Source organism: Paraburkholderia caribensis (assembly GCF_002902945.1).
Classification (GTDB): Bacteria; Pseudomonadota; Gammaproteobacteria; order Burkholderiales; family Burkholderiaceae; genus Paraburkholderia; species Paraburkholderia caribensis.
Map to the genome: position 1 here is coordinate 3,499,861 of NZ_CP026101.1, position 24,376 is coordinate 3,524,236.

Consider the following 24,376-nt stretch of genomic DNA (forward strand, 5'->3'; position numbering starts at 1 on the left):
GGTGTCGGTGCGTCAGCTATTACAGGTTGATCAGCGTCTGGTCGACGGCCTGCTGGGTCTTGATCGTCTGCGCGTTCGCCTGGTAATCGCGTTGCGCGGTGATCAGGTTCACCAGCTCGCTCGTCAGGTCGACGTTCGAGTTTTCCGTCGCGCCGCCTTGCAGCACGCCGTGGTTCGTCGAGCCGGGCGCCGCGATCACGGCGACGCCAGAAGCAGCCGTTGCCTGGAACTGGTTGTTGCCGAGGTTGATCAGGCCGTTCTGGTTCGCGAACGTCGCGAGTGCGACCTGGCCGAGCGCCGCCGTCTGGTTGTTCGAGTAGTTGCCCGTGATGGTGCCGTCGGCGCCGACCGAGAAGCTCGTCAACTGACCCGCCGCGAAACCGTCTTGCGTCAGGGAGTTGACGCCGTCCTTGCTGCCGAACTGCGTCGTGCCCGCGATGTTCAGCGTCAGACCTTGCGGCGTCGCCGAACCGTCCGAGTTCGGGATCGAGAAGTTGAACGCGAACAGCGTAGAGGTCGGGTTGCCCGACGCGTCGAGCGTGCTGACCAGATTGCCCGACGTGTCGAACTTAGCCGTGCCGATCTTGCTGGTCGGGACGCTGCCGTCCTTGCCCGCATACACGTCCCACGAACCGGCCGCGGTCTTCACGAAATACATGTCGACCTGCTGCTTGCCGCCCAGCGAGTCATAGACGGGCACCGAGGTCGAGTACGTGTACGTCGCGCTGTTGTTCGGGTCGAAGGCCAGCGGCGTCGGCGTGACCGTTACCGAGTCGCCCGTGGCCGGCGTGCCGGCGAGCGTGATCGTTTCGCCGTTGCCGAGCTTGATCGGCGAGTTGGCGGAGTACGTGCCCGATACGCTCGAGCCGTCGCTGCCCGTCACCGTGTAGGCCGTCGGGCTGGTGAAGCTGACCGTGTAGGTGTTGGCGTTCGTGCCCTGCGTGCCGTCCGTGATCGACACGCCATTGTTCGTCAGGGTGCCCGTGTTGGTCGCGGCGAAAGTCGCGGTAGGCGTGCCCAGCGCGAGTTTGTCCTGCGCGTTCAGGTTCAGGCCCGCTGTGATGCCCTTGGTGGCCGTCGGCGGAATATTGGCGGTCGGCACCTGCAGCGGCACGGTGCCCGCCGTATTGACGACGCCGTTCGCGTTCGCCGCGTAGCCCATCAGCTTCAGGCCGTCGGCGTTGACGATGTAGCCATTCTTGTCGAGCTGGAACACGCCGTTGCGCGAGTACGTCACCGAGCCGTTGTTCGACATCTGGAAGAAGCCGTTGCCGTTGATGGCGACGTGCAGCGCGATGTCGTCGTTGGTGATCGTGCCTTGCGAGAAGTTCTGCTCGACTTCCGACATGCGCGTGCCGATACCGATCTGGTTGTTGACGGCCGTGGCGACCGAATTCGCGTACATGTCCGCGAACTGCGCAGCACCTTGCTTGAAGCCGACGGTATTCGCGTTGGCGATGTTGTTGCCGATGACGTCGAGGTCGCTCGACGCGCCTGCCAGTCCGCTCAATCCTTGTTGGTAACCCATGACGGTCTCCGTATCTGCTGATGCTGAATGCGTTTAGATGATGGCGGCGATCGACGTCAGGCCGACCGTCTTGCCGTTCGAGAGGACGAGGCCCGGCGAGCCGTCCGGCTGCTTGATGACGCCCTGCACCGTGGCCGCCGACAGCGTGGCCGGGCTGGACGTGCCGTCTGCCGTCGTGCCGCTTGCGGTGAACGTGTAGTTGCCGTCGGGGAGCGCGTTGCCGGCCTTGTCGACGGGCGTCCAGCCGATCGGAATCGTGCCTGCCGACTGCTTGCCGAGGTCGATCGTGTTGACGATCTGGCCGGCCGAGTTCTTGACCGTGACCTGCACATCCGTCGCGTCGTTCGCGAGCGTGACGCCGAATCCCGTCGCCTTGCCCGACGCCACCGAGAAGCTGTCGCCCGGGGCGAGCACCGTCGAGCTGATCAGGTTCGCGGCCTGGGTCTGCTGGTTGGTGGTCAGTTGCGAAGCGAGCGAAGTCAGCGACGTGTTCAGCTGCGCGATGCCCGTCACCGTGTTGATCTGGGCCAGCTGCGAGGTCATCTGCGAGCTGTCCATCGGGTTGGTCGGGTCCTGGTTCTTCATCTGCGCGATGAGCAGCTGCAAGAACGTGTTCTGCAGGTCGCTGCCCGACGTCGCGCTGGAAGACGAGGAGCTCGACGACGCACTGCCCGTGCCGTTCATCGTGTCGAGCAACGTCTGCGAAACAGTCGCGCCGTTGTTGCCGATTGTGGATTGCGTAGTCAAGGAAACTCTCCTCAGGTTCCGATCGTGAGCGTCTTCAGCATCAGCTGTTTCGCGGTGTTGAGCGTTTCGACGTTGGCCTGGTAAGAGCGCGAGGCCGAAATCATGTTGACCATTTCCTGCACCGGGTCGACGTTCGGCATCTGGACGTAACCGTTTGCGTCGGCGGCCGGGTTGCCGGGGTCGTAGGACGTTTTCATCGGCGTCGGGTCGTCGATGACACCCGTCACCTGCACGCCGCCGATTTGCTGGCCCGAACCCGTGCGCGCGCCGCCGATCGGGTTGACGGCGAACACCACCTGCTTCGCCTTGTACGGCTGGCCGTCGGGGCCCGTCGTACTGTCGGCGTTCGCGAGGTTCGACGCCGTCACGTTCAGGCGTTGTGCTTGCGCGGACATCGCCGAGCCGGCGACGTTGAAAATGTTCATCAGGGATGGCATGGCTTTTCGACCTCTCTTGCCGGCGTGCCGGCGTCTAATCCCGTAGCGTTGTCAGTTTTTAGCGTTGGTCCAGCGCGCTGCCCTCTGTATGGAAGGCGGCGCAATGTCGTTTAACCGTTCGACGTGATCGCCGACAGCATCGACTTGATCTGCTGCGACAGCACCGTCATGCCGGACTCGAAGTGCAGCGAGTTGTCGGCGAACTGCACGCGCTCGGCGTCCAGATCGACCGTGTTGCCGTCGAGCGAAGGCTGTGACGGAATGCGGTAGGCGACCTTGCCGAAGTCGTCGGCCGGGCCGCCCGTCGGGATGAGGCGCGCCTTGCCCGTCATGTGGCCCGGCTCTGTCGCGGCCATCGACATGCCTTGCGACACGCCCGCTGGCTGCGTCATCGCGAGCGGCGCGTTGTTCGAGGCGCCCGCCGTCGAGCCGCCGCTTTTCTTCAGCGCGCCCGCGAGCGCCGAACCGAAGTCGACATCGCGCGCCTTGTAGCCAGGCGTATCGGAGTTCGCGATGTTCGACGACAGCAGTTCCTGGCGATAGGCGCGCACATCGAGCGCCTGGCGGCCAAAGGCAAATTCGGCATCGAGTTTGTCCAGCATTGGGTTCTCCGTGGAACGGTCCGAGGCTTCCCGTTTCGCACCGCCGATCCGCCTTGTTCGACAAGAGGCGTTTCGCCTGCGCTGGCCGGGATGGCCTTTTTGCATGTGGTGAATTGTGCGGGCGGTGCGCAAGTCTTAATCGGACGAATAGCCGGGGAAGGACGCCTCTATTCACCGTTTGCACCGCAGGCGCGATCTCTAGAATGCGATTCGTACCCATGCATCAACGAAGGAGTCAGACCATGCCCTTGCCCGTCAACGCTTCACGCAAAGCTCGCCGTAAGAGCGCGCGTGCTGCCCGGACGCTGTCGGCGATGGCGCTGGTCGGCGCTTGCGCGGCCGCATCCGTGGCGCATGCGCAAGAGAACAACGGACCGATCGTCATTGCCGGACCCGGCGAGAAGAATCCCGCCGATCTTCAGGCGATGGCCGAGAGGATCAACACGCCTGCGCCGGCCGCCGCACCGCGCGCGAGCGCGCCTGCTCCGATGGTTGCGCCCGCAACGCTTGCCGCGAATCCGCGCAGCGAGGCGGACCGTTTCGCCCAGGCCGCGCATGCGGATGGCGCGATCGTGATTCCCGGCGCGGCCGAGACGCCGGCGCAGCAAGGTGTTGCCGCAGCGCCCGCCATGGCCGTTGGGCCCGCCAATATGAATGCGGGCGCGCCGGGCATGATGCGCGTGAGTCTGCAACCGGCATCGCGTCAGGTGATGCCCGTGGTGGTTGCGCCGGCTCAGGCCGCCGTGCGGCCCACGGCGGGTGTTCAACCGGTTGCGGCGAATCCCGCTGCCGGCATTGCCGCAGCGGCGCAGTTGCGCGGCGCGGCCGCCGCACCGGCTCAGGCGCAGGCCGCCGCGCAACCGGCTGCGCCCGTGCCCCCCGGACAGCAGGACGGTGAATCGATCCGCCGCGCCGCACTCGCGTATTTGCAACAGCAGTCGGCAGGATTACCGGGCAAGGTCGACATCAGCGTCGCGACCGTGTTTCCGCGCGGCCTGGCCGCATGCACCACGCTCGAGCCGTTCCTGCCGACGGGCGCGCGCGTCTGGGGCCGCACCACGGTCGGCGTGCGCTGCTCGGGCGAACGTCCGTGGACGCTGTATCTGCAGGCCAAGGTGTCGATTCACGCGACCTACTTTCTTGCCTCGCGCTCGATTGCGCCGGGCGAGCTGCTGTCCGCCGCCGATCTCATCGCGCGCGACGGCGATCTGACGATGCTGCCGCAAGCCGTGATCACCGACCCGGCGCAGGCTGTCGGCGCCGTGTCGCTGATGCGTGTGTCGGCGGGGCTGCCGCTGCGGCGGGACATGCTGAAGAGCGCGGACTCGGTGACGATCGGGCAGTCGGTGAAAGTGGTGGCGCAGGGTGCCAATTTTGCAATTTCGGCGGAAGGCAGCGCGATGAACAACGCGTCGCCGGGTCAGCCGGTGCGGGTGAAGACGGCGAATGGGCAGATCATCCAGGGCATCGTGAAGGACGGCGGAACCGTCGTGATCCAGCTCTGACGGGTGTTACCTGTGGTTACAACTTGAAAAACGTACCGGATCGGCTGACCTAAAGTTCGAGGGATGGATGCCGTTAATTCATTCAAATCGTTCAGGAAGCCAATCGTGAAAGTTGATTCCACTACCCATTCAGGCCTGCAGACGTTGAAAGACGGGCTGCAGCGCACGCAGCAAGGCGAGGCCGCCACGACGGGCGGCGCAGGCACGGCGACGTCGACGGCCACGGGCGCGTCGGGCGACGCCAATGTGAATCTGTCGGGGCTGTCGTCGCATTTGCACAGCCTCGCGAGCGCCGGTTCGTCGGACATCGACACGGCGCATGTCGAGTCGATCAAGTCGGCGATCAAGAACGGCACGTTGACGATCGACTCCGGCAAGATCGCCGATGGCGTGCTGGCGACGGCGCGCGACCTGTTGCAGAAGAAGAGCCAGTCGTCCGGCAACTGATGGACGCACCGATGGACGGTGCGGCGGGTGCCGGGCGGTAATTGTGACAAATCCGGTTTGCGTGATGCGCGAGCCGGTGCCTAGCGAGTTGCTTTGTGATGAAAGACGCCCTGCTTGCCACCGTCATTGACGAATATTCCGCTGTGGAGCTGTTTGCTTCCGTCCTCGCTGCAGAGGAGAAGGCGCTGACCACGGTGCATCCCATCGACACGCTGCCGCCCATCGTCGAAAAGAAGATGGAGTTGGTGGAGCGGCTCTCGACGCTGGAGAAGGCGCGGGATTCGCAGCTGGCGGAGTTGGGGTATCCGGGCGGATGGAAGGGGATGGAGCTGGCGGTGGCAGCTGATTCGCGGCTTGCGACGCAGTGGTCCTTGTTGCAGAAGGCGGTTGAGCGGGCGCGGCGGTTTAATACCACGAATGGTGCTTTGATTCGGACTCGAATGGAGTACAACCGGCGGGCGCTCGCCGCGCTGAACGTTGCGGTTGGGCCCGAGCGGGGGGCGCTTTATGGGCCCGATGGGCGGGTTCCTGCATTCGGAATGTGAGTTTTTTGCGAAGGGGGTGCTCCCCTTCTGGATTCCCTGGTTTTTGTTTTTTTACCTGGCCGGTGCTCGATCTGAGTATCGGCTTTTTGGTTTTTGCGTTTTGCGTTTTGGTTTGTCTGCGACGCTGGGTGGGTTGCGTAGGTCTTGCGCTCGCATCCTTTCGCTTTTGCTTTTGCTTTCGCTGGCATCCGCGATTCGTTAGCTCGCGTCAACCGTTGCCCCTGTGCGGGGCGGCACCTACTTTTCTTTGCCGCCGCAAAGAAAAGTAGGCAAAAGAAAGCGGCTCACACCGCCAATTCTTGACGTTTACCCACGGGCCCCCAACGTCCCCACACTTCACACGACAGTGCCTCGATTGGTGCCCGTCGCCAACGCTTCGAATAAACGCCTCACCCACTTCACGCACCCGTACAAGGGCTGGCGTCAGCGAATGGTACGTGCCGCCCAGGTGGCAAACTGTGTGTAGGTTGTCGCGTCGTATAGGGTACCGCTCTTACAAGGTGGGACGCGTGCGCAATCGGTCTGGAGTGAAGCGCGTGGAGCACCGAGGGCCGACACACAGTTTGCCACCTGGGCGGCGGTGGACTATCTGGCGTGGCGTGCTGCGACGCGGGTGCGTGAAGCGGGTGAGGCGCTCATTCAGCGCGTTGGCAACGAAGGTGGGTCACGTGATTGCCGTGTGAAGTGTAAGAACCTTTGGGGGCCCTCAGGCAAGAATTAGTGCTGGCGGTGTGAGCCGCTTTCTTTTGCCTACTTTTCTTTGCGGCGGCAAAGAAAAGTAGGTGCCGCCCCGCACAGGGGCGACGCGTGAAGCACGCTAACGTAACGCGGATGCCCGCGAAAGCGAAAGCAAAAGCAAAAGGATGCGAGCGCCAAACCCAGATAACCCGCCCAGCGCCGCAGCCAAACCAAAAAGCAAAAGCCGACCTTAAAGAAAGATCGGCTCTCGAAGAGTAAGAAACGAGCAAAGCAGCCCGCAGGGCAAAAAAACAAAAGCAAAAGCAAAAATCAACAGCGCATCAGCTAGTTTCAGCAGAAGCCCATGCCTGCTCCCGCAAACGAGTCCTAAGCCTTGCAACAGCTTGCGAATGCAACTGACAAACCCGCGATTCGCTGACTTCCATCACCGCGCCGATCTCGCGCAAATTCAACCCACGCTCATAATACAGCGACATCAAGAGCTTCTCCCGCTCGGGCAACCGGTCAATCGCCTCGACCAGAGCGCCACGCAAAGACTCATCGAGCAATGCCGACAACGGATCGGAATGATCAACGCAGTACCGGTCAAGAAACGGCTCATCATCGGCCGAACGATCAAAGTCTTCGTAATAGATCAGCTGACTGCCGTGCAGATCCTGCAACATCGACTGATACTCATCGAGCGGCATCTTCAGATGCTCAGCAATCTCGGTCTCGCTCGCCGAGCGCCCGAGCGACTGCTCAACCTGATGCACAGCCGACTCCACCTCGCGCGACGTGCGCCGCAAACTCCGCGGCAACCAGTCATTACTGCGCAACTCGTCGAGCATCGCGCCGCGAATCCGCTGGCTCGCGTATGTCTCGAACTGCGCGCCCTGGTCTTCCTTGTAGCGGCTCGCCGCATCCAGCAGACCAATCATGCCCGCCTGAATCAGATCGTCGAGATCCACGCTCGCCGGCATCTTCGCCACGAGCTGCAAGCCGAGACGGCGCACCAGCGGTGCGTACTTCGTCAGAACCTCGGCTTGCGAGATTTTTCCTTGAGCGTTGTACATCGTGCTCCCCTTGTCCTTGCCTTCACGCGTGCTGCGCTGACGGTTGATCGGCGTATTGCGCCGTTGTTACGGTCGTCGGCGGCACGCCATGCGTCCGTGACGAAATCGCTGGCCGCATCGGCCAGTACTGCAGTTCGGCTGCGATATGACGGAAATCGCGCGCAGCAGGTGCCGATGGGAACGCATCGACGACACAACGCGACAACTCCATGGCCCGCGCCATCAAAGGATCGGCCGCCACGCAGCCAGCATCTTCAAGCGACACAGCGAGATAACGCCCCGCCACGCCCGCCAGGTTCTCAAACGCAGTGTGTGCATCGGCCACGCTCTGCACGTGATTCACGAGCACGCGGAACTGTGCGATCGCGTGCGCAAAATGCAGACGCTTCATGCATGCATACGCATCGGTGATCGCCTGCGCCGCGACACGCGTCACCACCATCACGTCGTGCGACTGCATCGCGAGCGCCGACAGCGAGCCTTCGCGGTCCACCTGCGCGTCGATCAGCACCACGTCCGCCGGTCCGCTCAGCACCACGCCCATCTGTTCGCGCGTGCAGCTCTCGCGATTGCCGCGCGACGCGTTGAGCACCGCGAAGCCCAGCGCGTGCCGTCCAGCCGCCTCGTCGAGCGTCATCTCGCCGCGCATCACGGCAGCGACATTGCCCGCGCCGCGCACGCCGCCCAGCATCGTGCTCACCGAACGCGCGCCGAGACTTTCGTCGATGACGAGCACATCCTTGCCCTGCTCGGCGAGCGCAGCGGCGAGATTCACCACCGTCGTCGTCACGCCTACGCCGTGCGAGCCGCCTGCGACCGCTATGACCCGCGAGCCGGAGCGCGCAAGCAGACGCCGCAGTCCTTCAGCCTGGTCCAGCACGAACTTATCCAAAGCGAACCTCGTGCAGATCGGCGGTCGAGCGGGCCGACAGGGCCGACAGCAACGCCGGCACGTCCTCGTCCTGTGGGACGAACGGCGAGTTCTCGCGCGGAATGCAGAAGGCGCTCTTGATCAGGAATTTCTTCGTCGCGACGTACAGGTTCTCCGGCACCTTCTGTCCCGTCGACACGTAGTGCACGGGCAGCTTGTAGCGAATCACCGTATCGAGCACGCTGCCCAGGTTGGTCGCTTCGTCGAGCTTGGTCAGGATGCAGCCGGCGAGCGGCTGTTGGTCCGGTGCGTTCTGGTACGCCTGCACGACTTCGTTCAGCGTGTCGCCGTGACTCGTCGCGTTCAGCAGCAGCAGGCGCTGCACGGGCTGACCCGCGCGGCACAGCATCGAGATCTGATCCGAAACCAGACGATCGCGCTGGCTCATGCCGATCGTGTCGATCAGCACGATATGTTTGTTGCGCAGCTCGGAGAGTGCGAGCTGCAGGTCGGCGCTGTCTTTCACGGCATGCACCGACACGCCCAGAATCTTGCCGAAGATACGCAGTTGTTCGTGACCGCCGATCCGGTAGCTGTCGGTGGTGAGCAGCGCGACCTTGCTGGCGCCGAAGCGCATCACGCAGCGCGCGGCGAGCTTGGCCGTGGTCGTGGTCTTGCCGACGCCCGTCGGGCCCATCAGCGCGAACACGCCGCCGCGCTCCATCAGCGCGTCTTCGTTTTCCATCACGGGCACGTTCGATTCGAGCACCGTCTTGACCCACTCCATGCCCTCGTCCATGCCTTCGACTTCGGGCAGGTTGTCGATCACCATCTTTACGAGCTGCGCCGAGAAGCCGGCCGCGAACAGGTGCCGCGTCAATGCGGCATGCGTCGGGCTGCGGCGCTGGCGGTCGGCCCACACGAGACCGGCGAACTGTTCTTCCATCATGCCGCGCATGGAGGTCAGTTCCTGCATCACGGTCTCGTTGACAATCTGCTCGATGCGCGACTTGATCGATTCCGTCAGCGCGGCGGCCTGCTTCGGCGTCATGTCGGCGGCGGCTGCGTTCTTGCGCGGGTCGCGCGACATGTTGATGTCGCCTGCGCCCTCCGCCGTCGTCGGAATCACGTTGTTTTTCTGCGTGGCGCGGCGCGCGGCGAGTTGTGCGGCTTCGCGGGCCCAGTCGGGCTTCGCTTCTTCCTGGACGGCATCGACGGGCGTACCCAGGCCGCGCGCCATGGCGGCGGCGGGCGTCATCGTCGGATTGGCCGCGTGGACCACGTCCTTCGACGCGATGCGGCGCGCGTGATCGATCAGCCAGGGGTTCGTTTCGGCCATCGTGCGGTGACGGGCCGATGTTTCCGGCATGGCTGCCGCTGCGGGTTTCGCCGATGCGGCGGGCATTTCGCTGCGCAGGTCGACACGCACGTCGTCCGTTGGGCGCGCGGGGTTCGGCTGGCTTTCGGCTGCCGCGTTTTCGGCGGATGCCGTTTGCGGCTCGGTCTTCTCTTCGCTTGAGGCGGGCATGCGTTCCGTGCCTGCCTCGGGGCTCGCGCCGAATACCGACGAGAACACGTCGGGCATTCCGCTCGCATACGGGTTGTTGACGGGCATCGAGGGGAGCATCGGTCGTGCGCCGGCGGGCGTCGCGGTCGGGCCTGTGCCCTGGCTGGCGGCGCCTTCCTGGCTGCGCGGCGTGATCGCGCTCAGGTCGCGGTCGGCGACGGCGACGATTTCGACGCTGCCATCTTCGTTGGTGCGGTTCGACAGCACGACTGCATCGGAGCCCAATGCCTCGCGGACGAGACGCAGCGCGTCACGACTCGTTGCACCGACAAATTTGCGAATGTTCAAGCTGATCTCCGATGAGCTGCCCGGTCCGGTGACATACCGTTTCCCGATGAGATGAATTATTGCGGTAGACGTCTATTGGCCATCGGGCAATAAAGACGGTGAAACGCTGGCAATTCGGGCGATGGAATGTTTTTGCGGGTTCCCCGCAAGGGGCTCGGGTTTGTGACTTTGCGGGATGGGATGTGGGTTTTTTGTGTGGTTTTGGTTTTGGTTTTGGTTTTGGTTTTGGTTTTGGTTTGTCTGCGACGCCGGGCGGTTTGCCGGGGTTTGCGCTGGCATCCGCTTTACGTTAGCTCGCTTCACGCGTCGCCCCTGTGCGGGGCGGCACCTACTTTTCTTTGCCGCCGCAAAGAAAAGTAGGCAAAAGAAAGCGGCTCACACCGCCAATTCTTGACGTTTGCCCACGGGCCCCCAACGTCCCCACACTTCGCACCGCAACGCCCTGGTTCGTGTGCGTTGCCAACGCTTCGAATGAGCGCCTCACCCACTTCAAACACCCGTACTTTGGCCAGCGTCAGCGAATGGTATGTGCCGCCCAGGTGGCAAACTGTGTGTAGGTTGTCGCGTCGTATGGCTTGGCGCTCTTACAGGGTGGGACGCATGCGCTATCGGTCTGGAGTGGTGCGCGTATGGCGCGAAAGCCGACACACAGTTTGCCACCTGGGCGGCGGTAGACTGTCTGGCGCGGCGTGCTGAAAAGCGGGGGCGTGAAGCGGGTGAGGCGCATCGCAAGAGCGTTGGCAACGAACGTGGGTCACGTGGTTGCCGTGTGAAGCGTAAGAACCTTTGGGGGCCCTCAGGCAAGAATTAGCGCTGGCGGTTTGAGCCGCTTTCTTTTGCCTACTTTTCTTTGCGGCGGCAAAGAAAAGTAGGTGCCGCCCCGCACAGGGGCGACGCTTGAAGCGAGCTAACGTAACGCGGATGCCAGCGCAAGCAAAAGCAAAACGCGGATGCCAGCGCAAACGCCAGCAAACCACCCAGCGTCGCAGACAAACCAAAAACCAAAAACCAAACCCTTACGTCCCAACCACATTAACAACCCTAACATGCCGGGTATCCGGCACTTCCGCATAAGAAAGCACCTTCAACTGCGGCAAGCTACGCCGCAAAAACCTGGCCAACATCGCCCGCAGCGAATGCTGCACAAGCATAACCGGCGACAGCCCCATATTCTGCTGCCGCGTCATCGCCTTCTGCGTTTCCATCAACAGCGTATTCGCGAGGCCCGGCTCAAGACCCGGATTCGCCCCCGTCGCAAGCGCCTGCGTCAACAGCCGCTCCAGATGCGCATCAAGCCCCATCACCTGAATATCGCCATTGCCAGGGAACCACTGCTGCGTGATCGCGCGCCCAAGCGATAGCCGCACAGCCGCGGTGAGATCATGCGGATCGGTAATCTTGGACCCATGCTCCGACAGCGCTTCGAGAATCGTCCGCATATCCCGGATCGGCACACCCTCTTCAAGCAGGTTCTGCAGCACCTTCTGCAACGTGGCAACCGGCAACATCTTCGGCACCACATCGTCGACCAGCGGCGCGGCATCCTTCTGCATCCGCTCGATCAGCGCCTGCACTTCCTGGCGGCCGAGCAACTCCGCCGCGTGCGTGACGACAAGGTGATTCAGGTGCGTCGCGACGACCGTGCTCGAGTCCACCACCGTGTAGCCGTACACCTGCGCCTGTTCACGCAAATTCGTATCGATCCAGATCGCCGGCAGGCCAAACGCAGGATCAGTAGTCGGCGTGCCCGGCAACGCGGCCGTCACCTGCCCAGGATTGATCGCCAGCCATTGCCCCGGATAAGCCTCGCCGACGCCCACTTCCACGCCCTTCAGCGCAATCCGGTAACCGTTCGGCCGCAACTCCAGATTGTCGCGAATATGAATGACCGGCGGCAAAAAGCCGATTTCCTGCGCGAACTTCTTGCGGATATTCTTGATGCGCTTGAGCAACTCGCCATCCGAGTTCTTGTCGACAAGCGGAATCAGCCGATAACCCACTTCAAGCCCCAGCGCGTCGATCATCGTCACGTCGTCCCAGCTGGCTTCCGCGCCATCCGCCGGCGTGAGCGCCTGCGGCGCAACTTCGGCGAGGGCCGTCGAGGTCTTGCTCTGCGCCGCGCGCTTCTTCATCGTGCGGGCAAGCTGGATCGCGCCGCCACCCAGCAGCAGAAACGCGAAGTGCGGCATGCCAGGGATCAAACCCATCAGCACGAGAATCGCGCCCGTGATCATCAGCACGCGCGGGTTCGTGAAGAGCTGGCCCGTCAGCTGCGTGCCGATGTCTTCGTCGGTCGCCACGCGCGACACGATCACGCCCGCTGCCGTCGAAATCACCAGCGACGGAATCTGCGCGACCAGACCGTCACCGATGGTCAGCAGCGTGTAGGTCTTGCCCGCGTCGGCGAAGTCCATGCCGTGCTGCACGACGCCGACGATCAGCCCGCCGATGATGTTGATCACCATGATCAGCAGACCGGCAATCGCGTCGCCGCGCACGAACTTGCTCGCGCCGTCCATCGAGCCGTAGAACTCGGCTTCCTGCCCGACTTCCAGACGGCGCTTGCGGGCCTGGTCCTCGTTGATCATGCCGGCGTTCAGGTCGGCGTCGATCGACATCTGCTTGCCGGGCATCGCGTCCAGCGTGAAGCGCGCGGACACTTCCGCGATACGCCCCGCGCCCTTCGTGATCACCATGAAGTTGATCACCATCAGGATCACGAACACGACGATACCGACCGCGAAGTTGCCCCCCACGAGGAAGTGGCCGAACGCCTCGATCACCGCGCCTGCCGCGCCCGGGCCGGTGTGGCCTTCGAGCAGCACGATACGCGTCGATGCGACGTTCAGCGACAGCCGCAGCAGCGTCGAGAACAGCAGGACGCTCGGGAAGGCAGCGAAATCGAGCGGCTTCATGGTGTACATGCTGACGAGCAGCACCATGATCGACAGCGCGATGTTGAATGTGAACAGCAGATCCAGCAGGAACGGCGGCAACGGCAGGATCATCATGCCGAGGATCATGCAGATCAGCAGCGGGCCCGCCAGCGCCCGCAAGTTCGTGCCGCTCAGCGCGTCCGGCCGTCGTGAAAGGAAACCCGCGCGCGCGTTCATGCTGATACTCCATTACTTTGATTGTCGCCGCCGAGCGCATCGGCAGCTTCCTGGTCGGCGTCGTCGTCCCGCACGCCGCCCTTGTCCAGTTCCGCCGGCACTTCAAGATCCTTCGGTGCAACAGGCGCGACGCCGCCGTCTTCCTTGAAGCGGCGCAGTTGATAGACCCACGCCAGCACTTCCGCCACAGCGCCGTACAGCGCGCCCGGAATCTCGCGATTCAGTTCGACGTTGTGATACAGCGCACGTGCGAGCGGCGGCGCTTCGAGCAGCGGCACGTTGTTCTCGACAGCCAGTTCGCGGATGCGCGCGGCCACCAGGTTCACGCCCTTCGCCACCACCTTCGGCGCGCCCATTTCGCCGTCCGTGTATTGCAGCGCGACCGCGAAGTGCGTCGGGTTGGTCACGACGACATCCGCCTTCGGCACGTTCGCCATCATCCGGCGCCGCGCCATCGCACGCTGCTGCGTACGCAAGCGCGCCTTCACGTGCGGATCGCCTTCGCTTTCGCGGTGCTCGCGCTTCACTTCTTCCTTCGTCATGCGCAGCTTCTTGTGAAAGCTCCACAGTTGATACGGCACGTCGAGCGCGGCGATCACGAACATGCCCGCGACCGTCATCGCGCAGCACACGGCAACCAGATGCCCGGCATTCGACAGCGCGATGTGGAGCGGCTGCGTCGCCAGCGCGAGCATGTCGTCGCGCCGGTGCCAGATCGCCGTCGCGGCGATCACCCCGACCACGAGGATCTTCGCCATCGACATGCCGAGCTGGATCACGCCGTTGATCGAAAAGACGCGGCCAAGGCCCGTGACCGGGTTCAGCCGCTCGAAATTCGGCGCCAGCGATTTGGTCGACAGCAGCCAGCCGCCGAGCGCCATCGGCGCGAGCAGCGCCGCGAGGCCCGTCAGCACGAGCAGCGGCAGCAGCGCGAAGCCGCCCTCGCGCGCCACCGTGCCAGCACTCGCCAGCGCGCGCTTCTGGTCGAAGACCGTGTCGTGGTTGAACGTGAAGGCGGTGCGCAGCATCGTCTGCACGTGCTCACCGATCATGTCGGACATGGCCCACGCGCCGAGAAACCCGGCCGCGACGAGCGCGAACGTTGCCAGCTCCCGCGAACGCGCAACCTGCCCCTCCTCCCGCGCCTTATCCAGGCGCCGGGGAGTGGCTGATTCGGTTTTTTCGAGGTCGCTATCCTCTGCCAATGCGCTCTCCAGCTGGTCGGGCACCATGCCCTTTTTCAGTGAGAGCGATTATTCCTGCAGACGTCGAGTGGCGATTGGCGGATAAGGGCGGGGAAACCGGGGTATTTCAACCGATGGACGGCGCAAGGGCGCGCCGCCGGCTTTCCGGGCGGGCATGGCGCGACGCGGGGCGGCCCGCCGGGGAGCGGTCCGCCGCGCCGGCATCGAAATTCGGCCGGAAACCCGGCCAGCAGGCAGCGGCGTCAGAACGCGACAAATGGCGCCGCGCCGCCCGTCGCGCGCTTGTCGACGCCGTAGTAGACATAACGCCCGAAGAAGAACGGCAAGCCGAGGTCGAACGCGCTCAGCGAGCCGATCTGCCCCCCGAGATCGTTGAACGCGTAGTTGTTCGCGTTGCTGAGCAGCGTCTGCGCGTTCGCGATGTTGATCGTCACGGCCCCCGTCGCGCCGTTTGCGCCGACCAGGTTCACGGTGCGCTGCTGGGTCGAGCCCGGGCAATAGAACGACGCCAGGTTGCCGCCGCACAGCGCCAGCGAGTTGTCCTGGAAGAAGTAGCCGTTCGAGCCCGAATCCATGAACGTGCGGATCGTCGAACCGTTGAACGTGCTGGCGACGAGGTCGCCGGACGCATCGGTCGTATAGGTCGTGGCGGCCGCGTTGCCGTTGTTCGACTGCGTGCCGATGCCAAATACGACCGTTCCCGTCGCCGTCGCCGCGCCGCTGGACGAAATCGGCGCCATCTGCACGATCACACCGTTGTTGTCGACGGGGAAGTTCGGGATCGGGTTGGCCACCTGTTTCGCCGTCTCGGCCAGCGTGCGCGTGCAGTTCGTGCCGTTCGGGCATGCGTAATAGTTACTGAACTGTGCAACGTTGGCCTGCACCGAGCAGGCCGCACCGCAATCGACGGGCGCGACGCCAAGGCCCAGGATGCCGTTTGCGCCGAGCGCACTGGCCGTGTTCTCGTTCGCGCCATTCACGCAGCCGCTCGCGGGAATGGTCGAATCGGGCATGTCGCCGATGACCTGGATCGGGATGTTGCTTGCCACTTCGCCGCTGATCTTGACGGTCGCGGTGCGCGTCGTGCCCCACGTGAAGCCGTCCGCGAAGTGCGTGCATTCGGCGAGCTGGCCGCCTGCCGTGGCCTGCTGGACGGGCAGCGAGTTCGCGAGCGAGCCGAGTGCCGAATTGATGACGCGCAAGCCGAACGAGCCGGTGTCGAGCAGCACGTTATCGACGGTCGTGCAGTTGGTTGTGGAGTTCGGCGCGCAGACCGTCACGGAAACGGTCGGAATATTGATGATGCCCGCGACGCCCCGTCCCACGGAAACGGCCACCGTGTTTGCCGCATTCGCGGCGATCGGCTGCTGGTTGGGGCCGCTGTTGCTGTTGTTGTTCGACGAAGACGACGACGAATCGCCGCCTCCGCCGCCGCAGCCGGCGACGAATGCCGTCATCGCGACGACGGACACGGCGAGCACGGCCTTCACGACGCTGGCGCACGCTTCGAGCTTCAACGCAAATCGCATGATGGATCTCCCGTCGTCACTGGATGTCGGTGCCGCTCACGCCGGCGGGCAATGCCTGCGGCAGATAGGCCTGGCCGGAGAACGCGCCCATGTGGCCGCCCGAATGCACGACGAGTCCGCTGTCCTGCACGATGCCCGGGCCGTGGCCGCCGCCGCGCAGTTGACGCGCGCTGGTCACGCCTGCCACGTATTGCGGGAAGTAGCTGCCGAGCAGCTCGGACAGATTGGGCATTTGCGGCCCGCTCCATGCGAGGCCGAACACGCTGCCCGCCGCCGAGATGTACTCGCGGATCACCGTGCCGTTGCCGAGCGTCGTTTGCCGGACGGTGTATGACGCCGATGCGCCGGTCGAGGAAGAGGGTGTTGCGGCCCCCGAACTGGCGGATGACGCGCTGCGCATCACTGCAATGCCATTCGACGATGGCGCGGCAATGGTGCGGGTGGTAGCGCTGGACCCTGCGGGCGGCGCCATTGGATCTCCGCCTAGCGCGGCGTTCGCGGGTAGGGGAACGAGCAGGACGGGCAGCGAGCAGCAGAATCCCAGAGCTGAAGCAAACACAGCACGGCTGAAGCGGATCAACATGGTTGTGAGCCTCCCACCATCGACAGCGGACAATGCCCGCAATTCGCGGGCCCGGCTTGTTGATTCAGGGAGCAAGCGGCACGGCGCGTGCTGATGCGCGTTATGCGTAATGGGGCGTCGATCGCGTCGCGGGACTGTCTTCGCCTGTCTCCCTTATGGGTAGTATGACAGTGGTTTGTGTCTGTGACGGGTTTTTGGGTTTCTTGTCTGCGACGCTGTTTGGTTTGGTTTTGCTTTTGCTTTTGCTTTTGCTGGCATCCGCGAATTGTTAGCGCGCTTCACGCGTCGCCCCTGTGCGGGGCGGCACCTACTTTTCTTTGCCGCCGCAAAGAAAAGTAGGCAAAAGAAAGCGGCTCACACCGCCAATTCTTGACGTTTACCCACGGGCCCCCAACGTCCCCACCCTTCACACGGCAACGCCCTTGTTCGTGTGCGTTGCCAACGCTTCGAACTGGCGCCTCACCCGCTTCAGACTCCCGTACAAAGGCCAGCGGCAGCGAACGGTATGGGCCGCCCAGGTGGCAAACTGTGTGTAGGTTGTCGCGTCGTATGGCTTGGCGCTCTTACAGGGTGGGACGCGTGCGCTATCGGTCCGGAGTGAGGCGTGCGAGGCACCACGGCCTACACACAGTTTGCCACCTGGGCGGCGGTAGACTGTCTGGCGCGGCGTGCTGAAAAGCGGGGGCGTGAAGCGGGTGAGGCGCTCATTCAGAGCGTTGGCAACGAACGTGGGTCACGTGATTGCCGTGTGAAGCGTAAGAACCTTTGGGGGCCCTCAGGCAAGAATTAGCGCTGGCGGTGTGAGCCGCTTTCTTTTGCCTACTTTTCTTTGCGGCGGCAAAGAAAAGTAGGTGCCGCCCCGCACAGGGGCGACGCGTGAAGCACGCTAGCGAATCGCGGATGCCAGCGAAAGCAAAAGCAAAACGCGGATGCCAGCGCAAACCCCGGCAGACCACCCCGCGTCGCAGACAAACCAAAAACCAAACCCAAACCAAAACCCAAATCAAAACCCGAGACTAGCCAGCAGATCATCAACCTGCCCCTGATCCTGCACAACATCGGCCTTACCTTCAGGATTAATCTGCGGCCCATTCAGCAAACTTTCCGGACTCCCCGTCGGAGAAATCGCCTCATGCTGCGCCTCGGCAACAAGCTGCTGCGCCGTAGCAGCAAACTGCTCCCGCCGCTCGGCGGCGATATTGTCGATCAGCACCCCGAGCAACTGCTGCTCGATCAGATAAACAACATCCGTGATCTTCTTGATCACCTGCCCCGTCAGATCCTGAAAGTCCTGCGCCATCATGATCTCGAGCATCTGCGCGTTGGTCGCAGTCGTCACCTCCGGCACCCCGCGGAGAAAAGTCCGCGTGTCGTTCATCAGCGCCCGCACTTCCTCACGCTCGATGGGCGCCGCATACCACTGCTCCCAACGCGCGTCGAGTTCCGCCGCATCCTGCTGCAACTGCTCCTGCATCGGCTTCGCCACTTCGAGCGCCGACAGCACGCGCTCGGCCGCCTGCTCGGTCATCGTCGCGATGTACTTCAGACGGTCGCGAGCATCCGGCACCGCCTCCGCCGCGCGCTCGACATGCTTGTCGATCCCCAGCTCGCGCATCGAATCGCGCAGCGTGCGCGTCAACTGTCCAATGCGCGCAAGGATGCGGTCGGTGGCGAGGTCGGTGCCGTCTTCTCTCGCGCCCTGCTCGTCGATGGGTGGGTTCACGTCAGCTCCCGGTTTTTGCCATCTTCTCGAGAATCTTGTTGAGCTTCTCGTCGAGCGTCGCAGCCGTGAACGGCTTCACCACATAGCCACTTGCGCCAGCCTGAGCCGCCGCAATGATGTTCTCCTTCTTCGATTCGGCCGTCACCATCAGCACCGGCAGGTGCGAGAGCGTCGCGTCCGCGCGGATCTCCTTCAACATCGCCAGGCCGTCCAGGTTCGGCATGTTCCAGTCCGAAATCACGAACTCGTACGCACCGCTGCGCAGACGCGCAAGACCCGCCGCGCCGTCTTCCGCTTCGTCGACGTTCGAGTAACCCAGTTCCTTCAACAGATTGCGAACGATCCGGCGCATCGTCGGAAAGTCGTCCACAACCAGAATCTTCATTCCCTTATCCATTTCCTGTTCCTTTTTCCCCAATCCAGATCGTGCGGTGGTCTTCGGCTTATCTCAATTTTGCGCCGAGGCTCGCATCATACGCGTTGAACGCGATCGCCCATTGCGGACAAACGTGTCATCACGCGCCGACTCATTTCCGACAGCGACGCGATTTCGTCCGCGGCGCCCATCGCGATCGCCTCGCGCGGCATGCCGAACACGATGCAGCTCGCTTCGTCCTGCGCGAGCGTGTACGCACCCGCTTTCCTCATGTCCAGCAGACCCGCTGCGCCGTCGCGTCCCATGCCCGTGAGAATCACGCCGACCGCGTTCTTCCCCGCATGCTGCGCCGCCGAGCGGAACAACACATCGACAGACGGACGATGCCGGTTGACCGGCGGGTCGTCTGACAGATGCGCAATATAGTTGGCCCCACTACGGGCGAGCAACAGGTGAGCGTGGCCGGGTGCGATATACGCATGACCGGGCAGCACGCGTTCGCCGTGCTCTGCCTCTTTAACGGTAATCCGGCACAAACCATTAAGGCGTTGCGCAAAAGATTTTGTGAAACCGGGCGGCATGTGTTGCGCGATGAGCACAGCGGGCGCATCGGGCGGCAGCGGCACGAGCACTTCGCGAATCGCTTCCGTGCCGCCCGTCGACGCGCCGACGATGATCAGCTTTTCCGTCGACACGAGCGGATTGTTGAAGAGCGGCGCAGGCGACGCGGCATGCGCGGCGGCGCCCGGGTGCCCGGCGGCCGCTGCAGCATGCTGCACGGGCGCGGCCTGGCGCACGCGCGCGCGGGCTGCCGCGCGGATCTTGTCGGCGAGTTTTTCCGAGTAGTCGAGCATGCCGTCGCGAATGCCGACTTTCGGCTTCGTCACGAAATCGACGGCGCCGAGTTCGAGCGCGCGCAGCGTGATTTCCGAGCCGCGCTCGGTCAGCGACGACACCATCACGACAGGCATCGGACGCAGGCGCATCAGCTTCTCGAGAAAGTCGAGGCCGTCCATGCGCGGCATTTCGACGTCGAGCGTCAACACGTCCGGATTGTGTTGCTTGATGAGGTCTCGCGCGACGAGGGGATCGGGCGCGGTGGCGACGACCGTCATGTCGGGTTGCGAATTGATGATTTCCGTCATCAGGCTACGAATCAACGCCGAATCATCGACGCACAATACTTTGATCTTTTGCACGGTGCTCACGCCTCCTCTACTGTCCTGGCGTTATTTGGTTGGGCCGGGCGCCCGGTGGCGCCAAATAGTTCGATACGCGGTTTCGCGCCAGCCGGGCGCGCGGCGCCCGTTCCCGAAGCCTGGTTGGCTCCCGCCGATCCGCCCGAGCCAAACAGCTCGATGCGCGGCTTCGCGGCAGCGGGCGACGAAAACAACTCGACGCGCGCGCGTGCTTTCGCGAGCCGCTCGGCGCGCTCTTCGGCCGATTGCCGGGCGAGCGCCTGTTCGCGTTCCGCGACGCCTTCTTCCTGCTGAAGACGCAGCTTCTTCACCATCACCTGACCGGTGCGCGGCATGAACGCGACCTTGCGCGGATGCTTGCCTTCCAAGTCCTCGGCGACGATGCGGATTTTTTCGAGCGCAAGGTAACGGCGCACGAACTCGGAGTTGCGGTCGCCGATGTTCATCGTCGTCATACCGGCCAGCACGGCCGCCCCGCCGAACACCTTCGCTTCGAAGCGCTCGCGCCGTCCACCCGCCTTGATCAGCTCGTTGATCAGCACTTCCATGGCGTACGCGCCGTAGCGCATCGAGTCGGACGCGGCTTGCGCGACGTCTGCGCCATCGTCGGGCAGCATGAAGTGATTCATGCCGCCGATGCCCGCCGTGCGGTCCTGGATGCAGGCCGCCACGCACGAGCCGAGCACGGTGACGAGCACCATGTCTTCGCTCGTCGTGTAGAACTCGTTCGGCAACAGCTTCACGCCGGGGCGCTGGAAGTGATTGTCGTAATACAGGTTGGTTGCGATCGGCAGGGTGCTGCTCATGCTGGCACCCCGCTCGTTGCACGTTGCGCCGCACGGCCGGCAGCCGTCGCGGTGCCGCCATCGCGTGTCAGTTCATAGACGGTCTGTCCGCGCAGACGGAACGCCTGCGTGACGTAGGTGAAGTTTTCCGAATGCCCGGCGAACAGCAGGCCGCCCGGCTTCACGAGCGGCTCGAAGCGCGACAGCACCTGCCCCTGCGTCGGCTTGTCGAAGTAAATCATCACGTTGCGGCAGAAGATCGCGTCGAACTGCGTGTTCAGCCGGTAATCGCGATCCGTCAGGTTCAGTTGTTCGAAGCGGATCATCGCGCGCACTTCGGGACGCACCTTCACCATGCCCGCGTGCGCGCCCGTACCCTTCAGAAAGAAGCGCTTGAGCCGTTCCGGCGACAGATGCTTGACCTGGTCGAACTGGTACATGCCCGCTTCGCCCTTCGCGAGCACCTGCGTGTCGATGTCGGTGGCGAGCACCGTCGCCTGGCGCGCGGCATGGTCGCCGAGCGCTTCGATCAGCGTCATCGCGATCGAATACGGCTCCTCGCCCGTCGATGCCGCCGAGCACCACACCGACACGGGCGCCGGCCGGCGCGCAACGAAGTCCGCGAGGATCGGAAAGTGATGCGCTTCGCGAAAGAACGCGGTGAGGTTGGTCGTGAGCGCGTTCGTGAAGGCTTCCCACTCGGCGGGATCGTTGTCCGCCTCGAGCATGTCGAGATACTGGCGGAACGAGTCGAGCCCGCGCGCCCGCAGCCGCCGGGCGAGACGGCTGTACGCCATGTCGCGCTTGTGGTCGGACAGCGAAATGCCTGCGCTGCGATGAATCAGTTCACGAATCCGCGCGAAATCCGCCGAAGTGAACTCGAAGTCGCGTGCCTGTTCGCCGGATCTTCCCGGCTCTGCCCGCTCAGGGCGTGATTGCGCGCGCGTTGCCATCATGATGTCTTCCGTCTGCCATAAGGAGCGCCGCACCGCCCGTCGATCCCGCCAATGCCGCTGTTGCCGTCGATACTGCTTGCGATGTTGCATGCGCCGTCGTCAGCGCTGCGGCCTTCTGTTCTACCTGTTCCCACTGCACTGCCAGCGGCCCGGTCCAGCCTGCCGCACGCGCGCCTTCACGACGCGTCGCGCTGAAACGTCCATCGCGGGACGATGTGCCGGAAGTCCGCATCTCGATCCATCGTCCTTCAGAACGTTTCCCAGTCGGCATCCGACGTGGCTGCCACAGCCGCCTGGCGCGGCGCGGGTTCAGCCGCCGCGGCACTCGCCTTGCGCGCCACCGGTTCGGCGCGCGGGTGCGCTGCCGCTTCCGGCTTCGCGACGGCAGGTTGCGCGTGAACCGGCTTCGCGTGAGCGACGGCCGCCTTCACGCGGCTCTTCGCCGTGTTGGCCGTCGGTAGCGTCTTCGTTGCCTGCTGCGCGCCGCTCACGCGCCACTGTCCGATCACCGTCTGCAGCGAGCGCGTCTGCTCTTCGAGCGACGCCGCCGCAGCGGCAGCCTGTTCGACCAGCGCCGCATTCTGCTGCGTCACTTCGTCCATCTGCACGACGGCGCGGTTGACCTGTTCGATGCCGCCCGATTGCTCTTCCGACGCCGCGCTGATCTCGCCCATGATGTCCGTCACGCGGCGCACGGCCTGCACGATCTCGTCCATCGTCGTGCCGGCGCGGCCGACGAGCGCCGAGCCGCTCTGGACCTTGTCGACCGAGTCGCCGATCAGTTCCTTGATTTCCTTCGCCGCGCTCGCGCTGCGTTGCGCGAGGCTGCGCACTTCGCCTGCGACGACCGCGAAGCCGCGTCCCTGTTCACCGGCGCGGGCCGCTTCGACGGCTGCGTTCAGCGCGAGGATGTTGGTCTGGAAAGCAATGCCTTCGATCACGCTGATGATATCGACGACCTTGTTCGAGCTGGTCGCGATACCCTGCATCGTGCTCACCACCTGACCCACTACTTCGCCGCCGCGCGTCGCAATGTCCGACGCGTTGACGGCCAGCTGGCTCGCCTGACGCGCGTTGTCGGCGTTCTGCTTCACGGTGCCCGTCAGCTGCTCCATGCTCGACGCCGTTTCCTGTAGCGACGCGGCCTGCTGCTCGGTGCGCTGCGACAGGTCCGTGTTGCCCATGGCGATTTCGCGCGCACCCGTGTCGATCGACTCGACGCTCGTATGCACCGACCGGATCATGGTCGACAGGCTGTCCTGCATCACCTTGACGGCCTTGAACAGGCGGCCGATCTCATTGGTGCCCGACGCATCCACCTGTTGCGACAGGTCGCCCTTCGCGATGCGCTCGAAGCAGGTAATGGCATTATCCAGCGGCTGCACGATCATGCCGCGCATCGCGAAGCGGAGCGCCACTACCAGCACCAGCGCCACCACGATGACGCCGATAATCGCCGCGCGCAGCATCGACATCTGCGCGACGGTGTCCGCCTGCTGCTGTTCGGCGTGTGCCTGCAATGCCTTGGCGACGGGCGATGCCGCGTTGTCGTAGGCGACGAACATCGGGCTGATCTTCGTGTCGGCGATCGCGTGATAGCCGGACAGATCGCTGGCGCGCAGCGCCGTGAACTCGGGGTTCACGCCGTCGTTGATGAGCGCCGTGCGCTTCGCGACCACGGCGTCGATCAGCGACTGATCGATGCCATTCTTCGGCGTATTCAGAAACGCCTGCCAGCTTTCGTTCGATTTGCCGAGCAGTTCGGCTGCGCGGTCGAGCACCTGCTTCGATTGCTCGATCTCGCCTGCCGCCGTCAGCGCGTTGACGCGGTCGAGCGACAGGCGCGAGCGCAGCAGGAACGAACCCGAGTCGTTCAGCGTGCGGATCGCGACCATGTCGCCGTGCGCCATGCTGTCGAGCGCGTCGCCCGAACGGCTCAGCGCGGTGAGCCCGAGCGCCCCGACGATCACCGTCAGCCCAACGAGAATGATCCCCACGACGGTCAGCGTCGTCCGGATCGACCATCTGCTCAGCATTGTTGTACTCCCTGATTGCCTGAAGATGCCTGAAGATGATTCGTTACTTGCCCAGCGTTTCCGTCAGCGACATTTCCCGGCTGGTCATCAGCTTTTCGATGTCCATCAGGATCAGCATGCGGCCGTCGACCGTGCCGAGGCCCGTCAGATACTCCGCCGTCAGCGTCGCGCCGAATTCCGGCGCGGGCATGATCTGGTCGGTCGCGAGCGTCAGCACGTCCGACACGCCGTCCACGACCATGCCGACCACGCGGCCCGCAACGTTCAGAATGATCACCACCGTCTGATGGTCGTACTCGACGCGACCGAGGTGGAACTTGATGCGCATGTCGACGATCGGCACGATGATGCCGCGCAGATTGATGACGCCCTTGATGAACTCCGGCGCATTCGCGATCCGCGTCACGCTGTCGTAGCCGCGGATTTCCTGCACCTTCAGGATGTCGATGCCGTACTCTTCGGCGCCGAGCGTGAAGATCAGGAATTCCTGACCACTCGCGTCGGCTTGCGCGTCGCGGCGGCCGATCGAACCGGCTACGCCGTTCGAATTGATGGATTGGACTTCTGCCACGTTAGCCCC

At 63.8% G+C, this 24,376-nt stretch carries 22 protein-coding genes; 4 read left to right on the forward strand and 18 right to left on the reverse strand.

The window, feature by feature from the left end:
* Positions 1–19: 19 nt before the first annotated feature.
* The 4 genes from C2L66_RS15620 to C2L66_RS15635 form a co-directional block, all read right to left on the reverse strand.
* Positions 20–1,528, reverse strand: coding sequence for a flagellar hook protein FlgE (locus C2L66_RS15620; RefSeq protein ID WP_060599544.1), 1,509 nt, complete (start codon positions 1,526–1,528; stop codon positions 20–22).
* Between the two features lie 33 nt (positions 1,529–1,561).
* A complete protein-coding gene (locus tag C2L66_RS15625) occupies positions 1,562–2,275 on the reverse strand; it encodes a flagellar hook assembly protein FlgD (RefSeq protein ID WP_054929258.1) in 714 nt (237 codons plus the stop codon).
* Positions 2,276–2,286: 11 nt separating this feature from the next.
* Entirely contained in the window at positions 2,287–2,712 is a 426-nt protein-coding gene (gene flgC, locus C2L66_RS15630) for a flagellar basal body rod protein FlgC (protein WP_042316746.1), read from the reverse strand.
* A 110-nt stretch (positions 2,713–2,822) separates the two neighbouring features.
* Entirely contained in the window at positions 2,823–3,314 is a 492-nt protein-coding gene (locus C2L66_RS15635; protein WP_054929259.1) for a flagellar basal body rod protein FlgB, read from the reverse strand.
* A gap of 242 nt (positions 3,315–3,556) precedes the next feature.
* Here C2L66_RS15635 and flgA point away from each other — a divergent pair, with 242 nt between their 5' ends.
* The 3 genes from flgA (at position 3,557) to C2L66_RS15650 (ending at position 5,811) form a co-directional block, all read left to right on the forward strand.
* Positions 3,557–4,819, forward strand: a complete 1,263-nt coding sequence (gene flgA / locus C2L66_RS15640; protein WP_060599543.1) for a flagellar basal body P-ring formation chaperone FlgA — start codon at positions 3,557–3,559, stop codon at positions 4,817–4,819.
* 105 nt (positions 4,820–4,924) lie between these two features.
* On the forward strand, positions 4,925–5,266 hold the full coding sequence (gene flgM / locus C2L66_RS15645; protein ID WP_054929261.1) for a flagellar biosynthesis anti-sigma factor FlgM: 342 nt from the start codon (positions 4,925–4,927) through the stop codon (positions 5,264–5,266).
* A gap of 98 nt (positions 5,267–5,364) precedes the next feature.
* Positions 5,365–5,811, forward strand: coding sequence for a flagella synthesis protein FlgN (locus tag C2L66_RS15650; RefSeq protein WP_035991474.1), 447 nt, complete (start codon positions 5,365–5,367; stop codon positions 5,809–5,811).
* 1,019 nt (positions 5,812–6,830) lie between these two features.
* Here C2L66_RS15650 and C2L66_RS15655 read toward each other — a convergent pair.
* From C2L66_RS15655 to flhF, 3 genes are read right to left on the reverse strand one after another with little or no spacing between them, the layout of a single operon-like run.
* On the reverse strand, positions 6,831–7,565 hold the full coding sequence (locus tag C2L66_RS15655; RefSeq protein WP_028364064.1) for an RNA polymerase sigma factor FliA: 735 nt from the start codon (positions 7,563–7,565) through the stop codon (positions 6,831–6,833).
* A 22-nt stretch (positions 7,566–7,587) separates the two neighbouring features.
* On the reverse strand, positions 7,588–8,457 hold the full coding sequence (locus C2L66_RS15660) for a nucleotide-binding protein (protein WP_054929262.1): 870 nt from the start codon (positions 8,455–8,457) through the stop codon (positions 7,588–7,590).
* Positions 8,450–10,291 carry a flagellar biosynthesis protein FlhF gene (gene flhF, locus C2L66_RS15665; RefSeq protein WP_060599542.1) on the reverse strand — a complete coding sequence of 614 codons (1,842 nt, stop codon included), beginning with the start codon at positions 10,289–10,291 and terminating at the stop codon, positions 8,450–8,452. The genes C2L66_RS15660 and flhF overlap by 8 nt, the downstream gene beginning before the upstream one ends.
* Positions 10,292–10,389: 98 nt before the next feature.
* Between flhF and C2L66_RS41250 the strand changes: the two genes are divergently transcribed.
* Positions 10,390–10,584, forward strand: coding sequence for a hypothetical protein (locus C2L66_RS41250; RefSeq protein ID WP_167352340.1), 195 nt, complete (start codon positions 10,390–10,392; stop codon positions 10,582–10,584).
* A gap of 723 nt (positions 10,585–11,307) precedes the next feature.
* Here C2L66_RS41250 and flhA read toward each other — a convergent pair.
* The 11 genes from flhA to C2L66_RS15725 all read right to left on the reverse strand — a co-directional run bounded on the left by flhA (position 11,308) and on the right by C2L66_RS15725 (position 24,367).
* The gene (gene flhA / locus C2L66_RS15675; protein WP_054929264.1) at positions 11,308–13,404 is read right to left on the reverse strand and encodes a flagellar biosynthesis protein FlhA; all 2,097 of its coding nucleotides are present in this window, start codon (positions 13,402–13,404) and stop codon (positions 11,308–11,310) included.
* A complete protein-coding gene (gene flhB / locus C2L66_RS15680) occupies positions 13,401–14,609 on the reverse strand; it encodes a flagellar biosynthesis protein FlhB (protein WP_060602425.1) in 1,209 nt (402 codons plus the stop codon). The genes flhA and flhB overlap by 4 nt, the downstream gene beginning before the upstream one ends.
* Positions 14,610–14,851: 242 nt before the next feature.
* On the reverse strand, positions 14,852–16,138 hold the full coding sequence (locus C2L66_RS15685; RefSeq protein ID WP_060599541.1) for a DUF3443 domain-containing protein: 1,287 nt from the start codon (positions 16,136–16,138) through the stop codon (positions 14,852–14,854).
* Positions 16,139–16,154: 16 nt separating this feature from the next.
* Positions 16,155–16,721, reverse strand: coding sequence for a DUF2844 domain-containing protein (locus C2L66_RS15690; RefSeq protein WP_054929266.1), 567 nt, complete (start codon positions 16,719–16,721; stop codon positions 16,155–16,157).
* A 1,003-nt stretch (positions 16,722–17,724) separates the two neighbouring features.
* Positions 17,725–18,444 carry a protein phosphatase CheZ gene (gene cheZ, locus C2L66_RS15695; RefSeq protein WP_054929268.1) on the reverse strand — a complete coding sequence of 240 codons (720 nt, stop codon included), beginning with the start codon at positions 18,442–18,444 and terminating at the stop codon, positions 17,725–17,727.
* 1 nt (position 18,445) lies between these two features.
* The gene (cheY, locus tag C2L66_RS15700; RefSeq protein WP_028364056.1) at positions 18,446–18,841 is read right to left on the reverse strand and encodes a chemotaxis response regulator CheY; all 396 of its coding nucleotides are present in this window, start codon (positions 18,839–18,841) and stop codon (positions 18,446–18,448) included.
* A gap of 74 nt (positions 18,842–18,915) precedes the next feature.
* Entirely contained in the window at positions 18,916–20,019 is a 1,104-nt protein-coding gene (locus C2L66_RS15705) for a protein-glutamate methylesterase/protein-glutamine glutaminase (protein WP_054929350.1), read from the reverse strand.
* Positions 20,020–20,024: 5 nt separating this feature from the next.
* Complete coding sequence (gene cheD / locus C2L66_RS15710) at positions 20,025–20,825, reverse strand: chemoreceptor glutamine deamidase CheD (RefSeq protein ID WP_054929269.1); 801 nt, start codon at positions 20,823–20,825, stop codon at positions 20,025–20,027.
* Complete coding sequence (locus tag C2L66_RS15715; protein ID WP_054929351.1) at positions 20,822–21,760, reverse strand: CheR family methyltransferase; 939 nt, start codon at positions 21,758–21,760, stop codon at positions 20,822–20,824. The genes cheD and C2L66_RS15715 overlap by 4 nt, the downstream gene beginning before the upstream one ends.
* Before the next feature lie 248 nt (positions 21,761–22,008).
* Positions 22,009–23,796: a methyl-accepting chemotaxis protein gene (locus C2L66_RS15720; RefSeq protein WP_060599540.1), complete on the reverse strand. Its 1,788-nt coding sequence runs from the start codon at positions 23,794–23,796 to the stop codon at positions 22,009–22,011.
* A gap of 43 nt (positions 23,797–23,839) precedes the next feature.
* Positions 23,840–24,367, reverse strand: a complete 528-nt coding sequence (locus tag C2L66_RS15725) for a chemotaxis protein CheW (protein ID WP_035987516.1) — start codon at positions 24,365–24,367, stop codon at positions 23,840–23,842.
* Positions 24,368–24,376: the final 9 nt, after the last annotated feature.

Coding starts and splice junctions, on each gene's coding strand:
- C2L66_RS15715 (WP_054929351.1), bottom strand. CDS start 21,760: ATGATGGCAACGCGCGCGCAATCACGCCCTGAGCGGGCAGAGCCGGGA.
- cheD (WP_054929269.1), bottom strand. CDS start 20,825: ATGAGCAGCACCCTGCCGATCGCAACCAACCTGTATTACGACAATCAC.
- cheY (WP_028364056.1), bottom strand. CDS start 18,841: ATGGATAAGGGAATGAAGATTCTGGTTGTGGACGACTTTCCGACGATG.
- C2L66_RS15635 (WP_054929259.1), bottom strand. CDS start 3,314: ATGCTGGACAAACTCGATGCCGAATTTGCCTTTGGCCGCCAGGCGCTC.
- C2L66_RS15720 (WP_060599540.1), bottom strand. CDS start 23,796: ATGCTGAGCAGATGGTCGATCCGGACGACGCTGACCGTCGTGGGGATC.
- flgA (WP_060599543.1), top strand. CDS start 3,557: ATGCCCTTGCCCGTCAACGCTTCACGCAAAGCTCGCCGTAAGAGCGCG.
- C2L66_RS15685 (WP_060599541.1), bottom strand. CDS start 16,138: ATGCGATTTGCGTTGAAGCTCGAAGCGTGCGCCAGCGTCGTGAAGGCC.
- C2L66_RS15650 (WP_035991474.1), top strand. CDS start 5,365: ATGAAAGACGCCCTGCTTGCCACCGTCATTGACGAATATTCCGCTGTG.
- flgC (WP_042316746.1), bottom strand. CDS start 2,712: ATGCCATCCCTGATGAACATTTTCAACGTCGCCGGCTCGGCGATGTCC.
- C2L66_RS15655 (WP_028364064.1), bottom strand. CDS start 7,565: ATGTACAACGCTCAAGGAAAAATCTCGCAAGCCGAGGTTCTGACGAAG.
- C2L66_RS15690 (WP_054929266.1), bottom strand. CDS start 16,721: ATGTTGATCCGCTTCAGCCGTGCTGTGTTTGCTTCAGCTCTGGGATTC.
- flhA (WP_054929264.1), bottom strand. CDS start 13,404: ATGAACGCGCGCGCGGGTTTCCTTTCACGACGGCCGGACGCGCTGAGC.
- C2L66_RS15620 (WP_060599544.1), bottom strand. CDS start 1,528: ATGGGTTACCAACAAGGATTGAGCGGACTGGCAGGCGCGTCGAGCGAC.